12 protein-coding genes are annotated in these 14,139 nt (G+C 71.3%); 5 read left to right on the top strand and 7 right to left on the bottom strand.

The window, feature by feature from the left end; genetic code table 11:
* Positions 1-129: 129 nt before the first annotated feature.
* From BCD48_RS30240 to BCD48_RS47485, 5 genes are all read right to left on the bottom strand, one after another.
* Positions 130-1,860, bottom strand: a complete 1,731-nt coding sequence (locus tag BCD48_RS30240; RefSeq protein ID WP_071051766.1) for a PhnE/PtxC family ABC transporter permease — start codon at positions 1,858-1,860, stop codon at positions 130-132.
* A complete protein-coding gene (gene phnC, locus BCD48_RS30235; protein WP_071051765.1) occupies positions 1,857-2,735 on the bottom strand; it encodes a phosphonate ABC transporter ATP-binding protein in 879 nt (292 codons plus the stop codon). The genes BCD48_RS30240 and phnC overlap by 4 nt, the downstream gene beginning before the upstream one ends.
* 41 nt (positions 2,736-2,776) lie before the next feature.
* Positions 2,777-3,772 (bottom strand): phosphate/phosphite/phosphonate ABC transporter substrate-binding protein, encoded by a 996-nt coding sequence (locus BCD48_RS30230; protein ID WP_083419417.1) that lies wholly within the window; start codon positions 3,770-3,772, stop codon positions 2,777-2,779.
* Between the two features lie 200 nt (positions 3,773-3,972).
* Positions 3,973-4,248, bottom strand: coding sequence for a hypothetical protein (locus BCD48_RS30225; RefSeq protein ID WP_071051764.1), 276 nt, complete (start codon positions 4,246-4,248; stop codon positions 3,973-3,975).
* A 631-nt stretch (positions 4,249-4,879) separates the two neighbouring features.
* Positions 4,880-5,008 carry an adenylyl-sulfate kinase gene (locus BCD48_RS47485; protein ID WP_083419434.1) on the bottom strand — a complete coding sequence of 43 codons (129 nt, stop codon included), beginning with the start codon at positions 5,006-5,008 and terminating at the stop codon, positions 4,880-4,882.
* Between the two features lie 153 nt (positions 5,009-5,161).
* On the opposite strand from BCD48_RS47485, the gene BCD48_RS30220 reads away from it, so the two are divergent.
* Positions 5,162-6,592, top strand: a complete 1,431-nt coding sequence (locus BCD48_RS30220; RefSeq protein ID WP_071051763.1) for an aminotransferase-like domain-containing protein — start codon at positions 5,162-5,164, stop codon at positions 6,590-6,592.
* Positions 6,593-6,823: 231 nt separating this feature from the next.
* Entirely contained in the window at positions 6,824-8,593 is a 1,770-nt protein-coding gene (locus BCD48_RS30215) for a S8 family peptidase (protein WP_071051762.1), read from the top strand.
* 130 nt (positions 8,594-8,723) lie between these two features.
* On the opposite strand, the gene BCD48_RS30210 is transcribed toward BCD48_RS30215, so the two are convergent.
* Both BCD48_RS30210 and BCD48_RS30205 read right to left on the bottom strand, forming a co-directional pair.
* Positions 8,724-10,328 carry an AMP-binding protein gene (locus BCD48_RS30210; protein WP_071051761.1) on the bottom strand — a complete coding sequence of 535 codons (1,605 nt, stop codon included), beginning with the start codon at positions 10,326-10,328 and terminating at the stop codon, positions 8,724-8,726.
* A gap of 234 nt (positions 10,329-10,562) precedes the next feature.
* Positions 10,563-11,789 (bottom strand): amidohydrolase family protein, encoded by a 1,227-nt coding sequence (locus BCD48_RS30205; RefSeq protein ID WP_071051760.1) that lies wholly within the window; start codon positions 11,787-11,789, stop codon positions 10,563-10,565.
* Positions 11,790-11,937: 148 nt separating this feature from the next.
* Between BCD48_RS30205 and BCD48_RS30200 the strand changes: the two genes are divergently transcribed.
* From BCD48_RS30200 to BCD48_RS30190, 3 genes are all read left to right on the top strand, one after another.
* Positions 11,938-13,017 carry an alcohol dehydrogenase catalytic domain-containing protein gene (locus tag BCD48_RS30200; protein ID WP_083419416.1) on the top strand — a complete coding sequence of 360 codons (1,080 nt, stop codon included), beginning with the start codon at positions 11,938-11,940 and terminating at the stop codon, positions 13,015-13,017.
* Between the two features lie 202 nt (positions 13,018-13,219).
* Positions 13,220-13,474, top strand: coding sequence for a type II toxin-antitoxin system Phd/YefM family antitoxin (locus tag BCD48_RS30195; protein WP_071051759.1), 255 nt, complete (start codon positions 13,220-13,222; stop codon positions 13,472-13,474).
* The gene (locus BCD48_RS30190) at positions 13,471-13,935 is read left to right on the top strand and encodes a type II toxin-antitoxin system VapC family toxin (RefSeq protein ID WP_071051758.1); all 465 of its coding nucleotides are present in this window, start codon (positions 13,471-13,473) and stop codon (positions 13,933-13,935) included. Before BCD48_RS30195 ends, BCD48_RS30190 begins: the two co-directional genes overlap by 4 nt.
* The last annotated feature ends 204 nt before the right edge of the window (positions 13,936-14,139 follow it).

Raw genomic sequence — 14,139 nt, 5'->3', positions numbered from 1 at the left:
ACAAGCATCGATCATGACCGGCCAAGATCACAGGACCACCACGCCGAATCTGAAACAGCCTCTGTAGCGCTGAAAATCTCACCAGATCATGTCAGGAGGAGGCGGCGTGGCGCGCCGATGCGACCCCCGTCAGCGGAACACCCGCCGCAGCCACTGTGCGATGCCCTCGAGGACGAGCGTGGTGACGATTATCATGAGGACGAGCGTCGTGACCTGTCCGTGCAGCTTCAGGACGGGCGAGGCGACCGTCAGGAAGTAGCCGATGCCGCTGCCGCCGACGATGCCGAGGATCGTCGCCGCGCGCAGGTTCGTGTCGACGAGGTACAGCGAGTTACCGAGGAGCGACGGCAGCCCCTGCGGCCAGGTCGCGGCGAGGTAGCGCTGGCCCCTCGTCGCGCCCGCGGCGGTGAGGGCGCGCTCCGGTCCGGCCGGCACCTCTTCGAAGGAGTCGGCGATGAGCTTGCCGAGCAGGCCGACCCCGCCGAACGCGAGCGCGACGACGCCCGCCTGGTTGCCGAGGCCGGTGACCATGATGAGGAAGATCGCGAGCACCAGCTCCGGCACGCCGCGGAAGACCACCAGAATGACGCGGAACACGCTGCGCACGCGGCTGTTCGGGGCGACGTTGCGCGCGGCGAGCGACCCGAAGAGCAGCGAGAAGAACAGCGAGAGCACCGCGGCCGCGAAGGCGACCTCAATGGTCACCAGCAGAGCATGCATGTACTCGCTGAAGGTGTGGCTGCCGTAGTTCGGCGGCCAGAAGCTCTCGAGCGTCGGCCGGACGTATTCCCACGTGACGTCGCTGAACTTGACGTCCGCCATCCAGTAACTGCTGATGATGAGCGCCACGGCGGCGAGCGACCAGATCAGGTTACGCACCCGGGGGCGGGTCCACGGGCGCTTCATCATCGACTCGGCACCCGTGGACCCCGCGCCCGCGCCGAGCTTCGGCGCGGGCGCTGGCTCATTCCTGGTCGCCCTGCGCACGATGCGGTCGCCGAGGTTGTTGCCGGCGGGCTGGATACCGAGCAGGTTGCGCCGGATGGTCGACGAGACGATCTCGAGCACGACGCAGAGCACGAAGATGACGATGGCGATGCCGAGACCGCGGCCGTATCCCTCCGGAAACCTCTCGAAGGAAATCTTCATCGCGTAGCCGAGGCCGCCCACACCGGCGTAGCCGAGGATCGCCGAGCCGCGCAGGTTGATGTCGAAACGGTGCAGCGTGGTCGCGATCCACGACGGCAGCACCTGTGGGAAGACCCCGGACCAGAACTCCTGCGCCCGCGACCCGCCCGCCGCCCGGATGGCGAGGCGCGGGCCGTCGTCGATCTGTTCGATCGCGTCGGCGAACAGCTTCGAGATCATGCCGATCGAGTGGATCCCGATCGCCAGGATGCCGGGCAGCGGGCTGCCGAGGACGAAGACCAGGGCGAACGCGAGGGCGAGGACGACGTCCGGGATCGCGCGGGTGATGACGCCGATCGCCCGGCCGACCGGGCGCAGCCAGCGCGCCGGAGTCGTGTTGTGGGCCGCGATCCACGCCACCGGGACCGAGATGAGCGCGGCGATCACGGTTCCGAGGATCACGATGCCGAGCGTGAGCCCGATGAGGTAGAACAGGTCGCTCGGCCCCGGAACGCTGATCGGGTCCATCTGCCCGAACACCTTCGCGGCGTTGTCGAAGCTCGCGACGGTGTTGCTCCACGAGAAGTCGAGCGTCGTGAGCGAGTAGACCGCGAAGCCGAGCATCGCCAGGATGACGACGCCGCCGGCGATCTTGTTCGCTCCGACGGGCCGCCGCGGCGCGCGCCGCGCGACGTCCGGCGCGGCGGCTCGAACGGCCTCGACCGTGGTCATACCGTGCCGTCCTGGACCGGCACCGAGGGGTGAGCCGCGCCGTCCTGAACCGGCAGGTCAACCGGCACGTCGGACAGCTCCGTCGCGATCGCCTTGAGCTCGGCGGTCGAGGTCGCCACCCGCCCGTAGATCTCCATCACCTGGGCCTTGCTGAGGCCGTCGGTGGTGGTGTCCAGCACGACCCCGCCCTGGCGCAGGCCGACGATCCGGTCGCCCCAGTCGAGCGCGAGGTCGACCTGGTGCAGGCTGCACACGACGGTCAGGCCGTCGTCAGCGGCGATCTCCCGGATGAGCCTCATGACCTGCTCGCTCGACTCGGGGTCGAGGCTCGCGACGGGCTCGTCGGCGAGCAGGATCTCCGGGCTCTGCATCAGCGCGCGGGCGATCGCGACGCGCTGCTGCTGGCCGCCGGAGAGCTGGTCGGCGCGCTGGTAGGCCTTTTCGAGCAGGCCGACGCGGTCCAGGTGGGTCAACGCGGTGAGCCTGAGGCTCTTGGGGTACGACCACAGGCCGATGCGCGGGCCCGACAGGCGCGAGAGCGCGCCGGTCAGCACGTTCTCGAGCACCGTGAGGGACGGCACGAGCTCGAACTGCTGGAAGATCATGCCGACGCGGCCGCGCAGCGCGCGCAGCGCCTTCGTCTTGAGGGCTGGGACGTTCTGCCCGAGGACCTCGACCGTCCCCGTGCTCGGGAACTCGAGGCCGTTGAGATGCCGGAGCAGCGTCGACTTGCCCGAACCGGAAAGCCCGAGCAGCACGACGACCTCCCCGGACTCCACCGTCAGATCGACGTCGTGGAGTGCTCGCGTGGTGGAGCCGAAGTCCTTGGTGACTCCGCTCACCGAGATGATCGGGGAGGCCGCCGTGCCGCTCATGAGCTACCTGTCTCTTCTATCCGACTACTCAGCGCGGTCCGCTACTTGGCGCAGTCCGCGGCGGTGACCTTCGTGCAGATGTCGCGGATCGCGTCGTAGTAGCTGTCGTCCTCGGGCTTCGCGGCCTGGAAGGCGTCCTTGAAGCCGTCGGTGACCGTGATGCCCTCCGCGGTGATCTGGTCGAGCGTCACGCTGCCCAGCGTCGCCTTGAGCTTGTCCTGGACGCTCTTCGGCAGGGTGGTCGAGATAGTCATCGGGCCACCGGGCACGTACTGCTTGTCGACCACGGTGAGCGTGCCGTCCTTCACGCCGGCCTCCGCTTCCGAGTCCTCGGCGAAGCCCGCGTCACACTGCTTCGAGGCCACGGCCTGGACCGACTTGTCGTGGGCACCGGCGAAGGACGCCTTGAAGTCGGCGAAGGTCGGGTTGCCACTGGCGTCCGTGCCCGACGGGGTGATGTTGAGGCCCGCCTTGCTGAGCGCGAGCATCGGGAAGAGGAAGCCGGAGGTCGAGCTCTTGGAGACGAAGCAGACGGTCTTGCCCTTGAACCCGGCCACGGAGGTGATGTCCGAGCCCTTCGGGACGATCGCCTCCGAGTAGTAGCCCGGGTCGGTCAGACCCTTCGAGGCGATGACGGCCGAGACGACCGTGTGCTTGGCGCCCTTGTTGGTCGCATTCACGTAAGTGAGGCCGGAGAACGCCGCGACGTCGACCTTGCCCGCGACGGCGGCGGCGATGAGAGCCGTGTAGTCGGCGGTCGGGAAGTACTCGACCTTATAGCCGGTCTTCTTGGCGATGTACTCCTCGAGCGGCTTCCAGTTCGAGTCCGAACCCGCCTGGTCGGGCACCGTGCCGAAGACGAGGGTGCCGGCGCCCTTGGCGAAGGTGCCCGCCTCGGCCGAGCCGCTGGCGCCGGTCGTCGCGCCGGCCGAGTCCGTGGAGTCGTCAGAGGAACCACAGCCCGCGAGAGCCGCGACGGCGAGCAGCGCGCCGACGGCGGCGCCGGCCACGGCCCGCTTGGTGCCGATGAAACGCATGTGGACCCTTTCGATGTTCTTAGTCGGTTTTGGCGCGTACTGGTGCCCCGGCAGGTCCACCGCGCTGGGCGCGAGGCGGTCCGGGACGGGTGGTGGTCGTGGATGCCTGGGTTTTCTCGGGACCGGGTCGCCGGTCCGGGTGGGGTGGCTGGCTTGTCAGGGAGGAGCCGCGGCCCGGTGGGCCACGGGAGGTCAGGGGGTCAGACGGCGCCCGTCGGGACAGGCGCGCCAACCGGGTTCCGCGTCGCCGCGGCGAGGGCCGCGGCGAGTTGGCCGGCCGGCTCGGGGGCCGCGGCGACAACGCCGCTCCTCCACCGCCGTGTCAGGCCGACGTCGAAGCCGAGCGGACGGCCGTCAATGTCGCGGACCGCCCCGCCGGCGGCGACGGTGGTGGTGGCAGTCACCAACGCCGCGGCCAGGTCGCCAGGCCGGCGGGTGCCGACGGCGGCGAACGCGTCAGCGGCAACCTCGGCCATGCGCACCGTCTCCAGACATGAGATCTCCAGGCATGAGATCGACTGGATCCGACCGGGGTGTCGGGTGTCCCTCTCAGCCGCGGGCGCCGGACGCTCAAGGCGCCGGGTGGCATCGCCGCCCCTCCGGCCGGTCACGGCGTCACCGCCGGACAGACGCGAAACCGCTCGGCGGCCGCCACACGCGGGATCCGCGAAATGCGGCCCCGGCATATGGCGAGACGCCGCCATTCCTCCGCGCAGGCAGGCTCGCGGGACCCCCGGTCGTCCACGTCCAGAACCTTGATGGCCCGGCCTGAACGGGCAGTGAACCATGAGCGTTGCGCCAGCAACGTTCGTGTGTCGTGGGCACGGCGATTTGCGCATGTTCGTCGCGACTGTCTGCACACGTTACGAGGACATGTCCAACGCGAGACGCGGCCGTCAGCCGTGACGCAACGATGACGCAACGCTGCCAAGAGCCGACCCGTTGACGCCCACGCACCCACGGGCTTGGACGTCTTCCACAAGCCAGGACACAACGATGTTCCGCTGGGCCGCGCGCCCGGCCCAGTCACAAACAGCAACGACGCATCAGCGCCGTGTCAACAAAACCACCTCGCCAGGCCGCACGAGCCCGACCCCGCCATATGTCTTAGCCCGGGTCCACACGGGGAGGACGCTCCGCGCTCATCGAGTAGTCCGGGTCTCGCGTGTCCGGCCCGAAGAGCCAGCCGAGCAGCGCGGACAGGACGAGCACGCCCAAGATCACGAGGGTGGTCATCGCCGCCCTCCCGCCGAGCATCCGCGACGGCCGCCGGGGGCCCCGGCGGCCGATGACGCGACGAGGCCGGGATGCACCACGAGGAGAGCGCCAGCGGCGGATGTCGCGAAAGCGGATGACGGGTCCGGAACGATAGCGCTATCTTCTATCTTCATGGGAAATGGTAGCAGTGGGGACGTCGGCAGCGTCGACAAAGTCACCGACGAGTTGCGCTCCCTCGCTGATACCCGGGCCGTCGGCGCTCGCCTGCCGAGCACCCGAGACCTGCAGCACCGGTTGGGTGTCGGCCCGGTGACCGTGCAGCGGGCGCTCGCCCGCCTGGTCACCGAAGGCGTGCTGGTCACCAGGCCGGGCGCCGGCACCTTCGTGTCCGCCCGCCGGGCCGCCCGCGTCGGCGACACCGACTGGCAGCAGGTGGCGCTCGGCGCGAGCCCGGTGTCGACGTCCGGCGTCGACGTGCTGCTGGCGAGCGCCCACTCGACCGGCTTCCAGCTGGGCGGCGGCTACTTCGACGCGACGCTGCGCGCCGACAGCCGGCTCGCCGCCGCGGCCAGCCGCGCGGTGCGCCGGCCGGACGCCTGGAGCGCGCCGCCGCCGGCCGGCGTCCCCGAGCTGCGCAGCTGGTTCGGCCGCCAGGTCGGCGCCGACCCCGACCAGGTACTGATCACCCCGGGCGCCCAGGGCGCCCTCTCGGCCGTCTTCCGCGCCCTCCTGCCGGCGGGGAGCCCGGTGCTGTTCGCGGTGCCGACCTACCCCGGTGCGCTGGCGGTCGCACGCAGCGCCGGCCTCGTCCCGGTGCCGGTGCCGACCGACGTCGACGGCATCCGCCCGGAGCTGCTCGAGCGGGCGCTGGCGGCGACGTCGGCCCGGCTGCTGTTCCTGCAGCCGACGTTCGCCAACCCGGACGGCGGCGTGCTCGCGCACGCGCGCCGCCGCGAGGTGCTCGACATCTGCGAGCGGGCCGGCGCGTTCATCCTCGAGGACGACTACGCGCGCTGGCTCGGCCACGGGCAGGTCCCACCGCCGCCGCTGTGGCGCGACGACGACCAGGGCCGGGTCATCACCGTCTGCTCGCTGACGAAGATTCTCGCCCCGAGCCTGCGCATCGGCGCGATCGTGGCGCGCGGGCCGGTAATGACCCGGCTCGCCGCCATGCGCCAGGTCGACGACTCGTTCGTGCCCATGCCGCTGCAGCACACCGCCGTGGAGATGGTGGCCGGGCCGGGCTGGCCGGCCCAGCTGCGCGCCGCCTCGGCGGCGCTGCGCGCCCGGATGGCCACGCTCGCGGCCGCCCTCGCCGGCGAGCTGCCGGAGTGCTCGTTCGAGAACCCGCGCGGTGGGATCAGCATCTGGCTGCGGCTGCCCCGCAGCACCGACGACCTCGCGGTCGCCACCCGCGCGGGGCGGCTCGGGGTGGCGGTGGTCCCCGGCCGGTACTTCGTGATCGGCGAGCAGGACATCAGCTACCTCCGGCTGTGCGTCGCCGGGGTCAGGGAGCCCGATATCCCCACCGCGGTCGCCCTGCTCGCCGAGGCCGTGCGCGCCAGCGCCGGCACCACCGCCGACCACACGTTCGCCGGATAACCGAACAGCCACAGCCGGGAACGTCGCGAAATTCCCGAAACAGTGGAAACCATCCCGTTACCGGACCACGATGCACGGCGTGCGCACGGAGTGCCGCCGGTGATACACAGCCGGGAAATCCTCAAATGACCACAAAGGGCCTGTTGTCGTCTAATAGATCCACTAGGGTGCCCTGAGCAGGATCCGCCGGGTCCAGCGCATTTCCCCACGCCTCACAAGGTGAGTGAGTACATGCGCCGAGCGCTCAGATCCCCCACCCCACCCACCGGCGAGAGGCGTGGCCGTCGCCGGTCGCGCAGGCTGGCACTGCTGGCCGCGCCGGTCGCCGCCATGGTCGCCGTCCCGCTCGCGCTCACGCTGCCGGGCAGCCCGGCGAGTGCAGCGAGCTCCAGGACCTACGTCGTCGTCTACTCGGGCTCCGCCGAGGCCGGCCGGGCGGCGGTCGCCAAGCTCGGCGGCAAGATCGAGTCCGAGAACGCCGAGACCGGGCTCGCCGTCGTGACCTCGACGGACGCGTCCTTCGAGACGAGGGCCGCCACCTTCACCGCGCTGGTCGGCGCCGCACCCGACTCACCGATCGGCTACGCCGCCCCGGACGCGGCCGGCGGATCGGCCGGCGGCAAGGACCAGTCGTTCACCCAGCGCGAGCGCGACCTGAGCCGAGCCGGCGGCGGCACCAAGCCCGGCAAGCCGGGCAAGCCCGCGGCCGGTGCCGAGCCGCTGTCGAGCCTGCAGTGGGACATGCAGATGATGGGCGCGACGCCGACCGGCTCGTACAAGTACCAGCCAGGCAACAAGGGCGTGCTCGTCGGCGTCATCGACACCGGTATCGACGGCACCCACCCGGACGTCGCCCCCAACTTCGACAAGGGGCTGTCGCGCAACTTCGTCACCGACATCCCGACCGACCCGGCCTCCGGCGAGGAGGTCGACGGCCCGTGTGAGCACCCGAGCTGCAAGGACCCGGTCGACGAGGACGACGACGGCCACGGCACCCACGTCGCGTCCACGATCGCCTCGCCGGTCAACGGCCTGGGCATCGCGGGTGTCGCCCCGAACGTGCAGCTGGTGAACATCCGCGCCGGTCAGGACTCGGGCTACTTCTTCCTCAAGCCGACGATCGACGCGATCACCTACGCCGGTGACGCGGGTATCGACGTGGTCAACATGTCCTTCTACACCGACCCCTACCTGTTCAACTGCGAGGCGAACCCGGCGGACTCCCCCGAGCGGCAGGCCGAGCAGCGCACGATCATCGCCGCGACGCAGCGCGCGGTCGCCTATGCGTCCAGGCACGGCGTCACCCTGATCGCCGCGTCCGGCAACGAGTCGACCGACCTCGGCCACCCCGCCGCCGATGACACCAGCCCGGACTACCCGCCGTCGGGCAGCGCCGCCTACCCGCGCGTCATCGACAACTCGTGCCTGTCGATGCCGTCGGAGGCCCCGAACGTGCTCGACGTCAACGCGATCGGCCCGTCCAAGCGGCTGAGCTACTACAGCAACTACGGCCTGGAGCAGTCGGTCGTGGCCGCGCCGGGCGGTGACGCGTACGACGGGTCCGCCACCCGCCTGGCGACGAACGAGATCCTCGCCGCCTACCCGAAGAACGTGGCCGAGGCCACCGGGGACATCGACGAGAACGGCAACCCGACCAACGAGTTCGTCATTCGCGACGACAGCAAGGGCAAGACGTCTTACTACCAGTACCTGCAGGGCACCTCGATGGCCTCGCCACACGCCGTCGGCGTGGCCGCGATCATCATCAGCGCGCTGGGCCACAAGGACCCGAGGCACGGCGGGCTGACGCTGGACCCGCAGATCGTCCAGCAGGCACTGCAGAGGACGGCGGTGGCGACGGCCTGCCCGACGCCGAACCCATACGTCTACCCCGCCCCGGTCCCAGCGGACTACACCAAGACCTGCCAGGGCACCGCGAAGTTCAACGGGTTCTATGGAAACGGGATCGTCAGCGCACTGAACGCATCCAAGCTCCACTGACATTCCAACCCACGGCAACCACAACTGAATAAGAACCGGCCCGGACGGCGACCGCCGTCCGGGCCGGTCCGTCGTAGACCGCGGGTATGAACGGACGCGCAGGGGTCCCTGCTGTCAACCGACCCTGCTGTCAGCGGCCGCCGAAACGAGCGCGGAGCTCGTGCTTGAGAATCTTCAGGGTGGCGTTGCGGGGCAGCCCGTCGAGGATCTCGAGACGCTCTGGGATCTTCTGCGTCATCAGCCCCGCGCCGCGCAGGAAGCCGGCGAGCTCGGCGAGCGTGGGCGCGGCCCCGCCGGGCGCCGGCTCGACGACCGCGCAGACCAGCTCACCGCGCTCGGCGTCCGGCAGCCCGATGACGGCGACCGCGCCGACCTTCGGATGCTGGTAGAGCAGGTCCTCGACCTCCTTGGCGGAGACGTTCTCGCCCTTGCGGATGATGACGTCCTTGAGCCGGCCGGTGAGGGTCACGTGCCCGTCAGGGCGCAGGAAGCCGAGGTCGCCGGTGCGGAACCAGCCGTCCTCGTCGAAGGCGGTGGCGGTCGCCTCGTCGTCGGTGTAGCCGGCGCAGACCGTGGCGCCGCGGACCCGGACCTCGCCCTCGGCGCCGGCCGGCGCCACCGCGCCGTCGGCGGCGACGATGCGCACCTCGACTCCCGGCAGCGGAGCGCCCTCGGAGTACATGAGCGCGTCGTCGCTGTCCGTCGGCGAGCCCTGGGTGATCATCGGGACCTCGGTCATGCCATAGCCGTGCGCGAGCGGGATGCCCATCTCCCGCTTCACGTCGGTGAACAGCTCCGGAGGCTTCGGCGCGCCGCCGCCGGCGAGCATCCGCAGCGTCGGCACGAGCGGCTCGCCGGGTGTCGGCGACGAGCGCGCGGCGGCCAGCAGGGTGGAGTAGAAGGCGGTCGAGCCACCGGCGATCGTCACCCCGTGCCGGCGGTAGGCGGCGACGGCGTCGGCCGGCACGAAGGCCTCCAGCAGCAGCGCGGGAAAGCCCACGGCGAGCATCATCGCCAGGTAGTCCGGGCCGCCGATGTGCGCGATCGGGAAGGCGATCGAGCCGACGTCGTCCGGGCGGGCACCGAGCGCCAGCGCGAGCCCGACCCCGGCGGCGACGAGCGTCGCGTCCCGGTGGCGCACGCCCTTGGGACGAGAGGTCGTGCCGGAGGTGTAGTAGATCCAGCGGATCTCCTCGCCGTCCGCGGGCGGCGGGGGCAGCAGCGTCGGGTCGCCTTCGGGGAGACCGTCCGCGGAGACGACCAGCACCCGTGGCCGGTCGGGGAGGCCCCTGCTCGCGGCCGCCGCGAGCTCGACGTAGTCCGTGCCGCGCCAGACGCCGGGTACGCAGAACAGCGCCGCGTGGGTGGCGCCCAGCGCGACGGCGACCTCGCGCTCCCGGTAGATGTGGATGATCGGCACCTGCACGGCGCCGAGGCGGGCGAGCGCCATCGAGAGCACGACGGTCTCGATCCTGGTCGGCAGCTGCCAGCACACCGCCGTCCCGGCCGCGACGGCGTACCGCTCGGACAGGCCCGCCGCGACGCGCTCGGCGCGCGCGACCAGCTCGGCGCAGGTCACCCGGACCGGCCCGCCCTCGCCGTCCCGCGTGTCCGCGAGCAACAACGGAGCGTCCGGTGTGAGCTCCGCACGTCGCGCGAGCAGCCCCCACAACGTGGCGACATCCGCGCCAGTGATCATCGACGAGTCCGCAGCCGTCGCCGGGATGCTGGCCATCCGCCGCCTCCTTGTTAGCCTTGTCGTCGCCGCCCAGCCCCTTCGGGGCCTGCCGCCCAGGTCGTCAGCCGCCCGGTGACGGCGCATCAGCGCGGAGCCAACCCAGCCACGTCACCAGCCCGGAACCAGATCGGCCACCGTCATACGCCTGAGCCCGGAACCGGTAAGGAGGGCGCTCAGCGCCCGACAGGCTGGCCCGGTGGCGGGCGCGGAGCGTCCGGCCACGGGCCAGCCTCAGGTGAGGTCGAGGTCCAGCATCCGGATGGCGTTGCCGCGGACGATCTTGTAGACGGTGTCGGCGTCGAGGCCGGCCATCATCTCCTCGGCGACCTTCCTCGTGTGCGGCCAGGTCGAGTCGGTGTGCGGGTAGTCGGTCTCGAAGGTGACGTTGTCGACGCCGATCTCGGCCAGGGACGCGAGACCGTGCCGGTCGCGGAAGAAGCAGCCGAACACCTGGCGGTGGAAGTAGGTCGACGGCGGCTCGGGAACGATGTCGCGCACGCCGGCCCAGGCGCGGTGCTCGCGCCACACGTCGTCGGCGCGCTCCAGCGCGTACGGCAGCCAGCCGATCTGGCCCTCCGAGTAGGCGAGCTTCAGCGTCGGGAAGCGCACCAGCACGCCGGAGAACAGCCAGTCGGCGAGCGAGGCCATCGCGTTGTTGAACGACAGCGTCGCCGCGACGGCGACCGGCGCGTCCCCGGAGGTGGCGGGCATCTGGGACGAGGAGCCGATGTGCATGCACACGACCGTCCCGGTCTGGGCGCAGGCGGCGAAGAGCGGGTCCCAGTAGCCGTTGTGGATGCTCGGCAGCCCCAGCTTCGGCGGGATCTCGCTGAAGCAGACGGCCCGCACGCCGCGCGCCGCGTTGCGGCGCACCTCGGCGGCCGCCTCCTCGGCGTCCCAGAGCGGGATGATGCACAGCGGGATCAGCCGGCCGCCGGAGTCGCCGCACCACTCCTCGACCATCCAGTCGTTGTAGGCGATGACGCACGCGGCGGCGAGCTCGCGGTCCGAGGCCTCGGCGAACGTCTGCCCGCAGAAGCGCGGGAAGGTGGGGAACGACAGCGAGGCCTCGACGTGGTTGAGGTCCATGTCGGCGAGCCGGGCGGCCGGGTCGTAGCAGCCGGGGCGCATCTCGTCGTAGGTGATCGGCGACATCGTCATGTCCTCGCGGTCGAACCCGACGGCCGCGACGTGCCGCTTGTTGATGTAGACGAGGTCCTCGTAGATCCAGCAGTCGGCCTTCGGCCCGTCCGGGTCGAAGGACTGCCGGTAGCTGCCACCGCCGACGTGCTCCATCGTCCCGATGCCACGGCGTTCGACCCGGGGGCCGGCGTCGCGGAAGCGGGCCGGCAGCCACGTCCTCCACAGGTGCGCGGGCTCCACCACGTGGTCGTCCACGCTGATGATCTTCGGCAGCTCGCCGAAGGAGTGCCCCTCGCCGCCGTCGCCGGTCGCCATGACTCGTCCTCCCTCGCCGCGCGGCCATCGCGTGGCCACCGTCCGTCCGCCGCGCGCCAGCCGTGACCCGCTCCCCAGCCCACGTCCGTCCTCCGACGCTAGCATCCGACCTGACGGACCGTCAGGTTATCTCCCCGGGGGAGGCCCCATGACCAGCACCGCCGCGACGACCATGCCGGCATACCGGATCAATGACTGGCTCGAGAATCCGCGCCTGGTGGACGTTCCCGTACCTCGGCCCGGCCGCGGCGAGGTGCTGGTCGCGGTGGCGGCGAACGGGCTGTGCCACTCTGACCTGACGATGAGCCAGATTCCCGGCGAGATCGGCGAGCTGATCGGCTGGCGGGTGCCTTTCACCCTCGGCCACGAGATCGCCGGCACGGTCGCCGCACTCGGCGAGGAGGCGACCGACGCCCCGCTGGTCGGCACTCCCGTCGCGCTGGTCTCGCCGGCGTCCTGCGGCCGCTGCGCCTACTGCCTGGCCGGCAGGGACAGTGCCTGCCCGAACGGCCTGGCCGGCCGCGGGTACGGCCGCGACGGCGGGCTCGCGCCGTATGTCGTCGCGCCGGTACGCGCGCTGATCCCGCTGAACGGGCTGGACCCGGTGGCCGCCGCGCCGCTCACCGACGCCGGCGCCACCTCCTACCACGCCGTCCGCCGGGTGCTCCCCGTGCTGGAGCCGGGCGGCACCGCCGTCGTCATCGGCGCCGGCGGGCTCGGCGGCTTCGCCATCCAGCACCTGAAGGCGTGCTCCCCCGCCCGGGTCGTCGCCGTCGACACCTCCCCCGCCCGCCTGGCAACCGCTCGCGAGTTCGGTGCCGACGAGACCGTCAGCGGCGTGGGAGCGGAGCGGGGCGACCCGGCCCGGGTGGCGGGCGCGCTGAAAGAGGCCTGCGGCGGCGACGGCGCCGCCGCGGTGCTCGACTTCGTCGGCACCGACGCGACGATCACCGCCGGGATCGGCGCCGTCCGCCCGTGCGGCGCGTTCGGCCTGGTCGGCTCCGGCGGCGGCCGGCTGCGCGCCGCCTGGTACGGCGGCCTGCCCCGCGAGGCCGAGGTCTTCACGTTCCAGGGCTCGACGATCGCCGACGCGCACGCCGTGGTCGCCCTCGCCGTCGCCGGGAGGATCCGCAGCCTCGTCGAGGTCTTCCCCCTGGATGCCGTCGCGGACGCCTACCACGCCCTCGACGAGGCCACCCTGCGCGGCCGCGCCGTCATCACCCCATAGACAGACCTGGCAGGACCTCCCTACCTGCCGCCCCCGGCTGTCCACAGGTCCGGCATGTCCGGTTGACGCCGATCCCGCGGCCATGGAGAGTCACCTCAGACAGTGTCTAAGGCATCAGCGTCCGATCCGACAAGAACACTCGACAAGGGAGGCCACGGTGGCCATAATGATCTATGAGAATATGGCCACAAAAGGAGTTCCGATGGACGTCGGCATCCGCGAGCTGCGGGACAACCTGAGCCGTCATCTTGCCGAGGTGCGCGCGGGCCACACTCTGACCATCACCGACCATGGCCGGGCCGTCGCCCGGCTCGTGCCCGTCGTCGAGCCCACGCTGCTTGAGCGGCTGGTCACGGAGGGCCTGGTGGAACCCGCCCGGTCGCGAACTCGCGCGACACCACGGCCGGTCGACGCGAACGGCCTGGTCAGTGACCTCGTCAGCGAGCAGCGCGGGTGATCTGCTACTTCGACACCTCCGCCTTCGTCGCGCTGCTGGTCAGCGAGCCCGGTTCGGCCACGGCTTCGCAGGTCTGGGATGCGGCTGACCGTGTGGTGTCGTCGCGTCTGCTCTATGTCGAGGCCGCGTCCGCGCTCGCGCAGGCACATCGGCTCAAGCGACTCACCAGGATCTCCCACCAGACGGCGTTGTCTCAGCTTGACGAGTTGTACGCCAACGTCGACGTCGTGGCCGTGAACGACCGTCTCGTGACCAGGGCGGCGACGCTTGCCCGACAGCTGGCGCTGCGGGCCTACGACGCGGTGCACTGCGCGGCCGCGCAGATGCTCGCGTCGAACGACCTCGTGATGGTCAGCGGTGACAAGGTGGTCCTGTCGGCCTGCCGAACCCTGGGTCTGGCCACGGCCGACACCAGCGCCCCAAGTCAGGTGCCGACGTCCGGCTCGGGGCATGGCCGGTGAGAATCCAGCCCCGCCCACCGCGAGCGCCGACAGCGCCGTGTGAGCGGAGCGCCGCGACCGTGCTGCGCGGCGCGGGCCGCGGGGCTGCCCGCACCAAGCGGCCCCGCGGCGGAGCACCGCGCGGCCGGCCGCGGCCGGGCCGCTCCTGGGCGCGGCGTGGTGGGCAGGGGATCTCCGGATGTTCTGGTGTCCCGTCGGCGCCTA

Source organism: Pseudofrankia coriaricola (assembly GCF_001854805.1).
Classification (GTDB): domain Bacteria; phylum Actinomycetota; class Actinomycetes; order Frankiales; family Frankiaceae; genus Pseudofrankia.
Note: the sequence above shows the minus strand (reverse complement) of the source record. Positions and strands in the feature narration are given on the sequence as shown.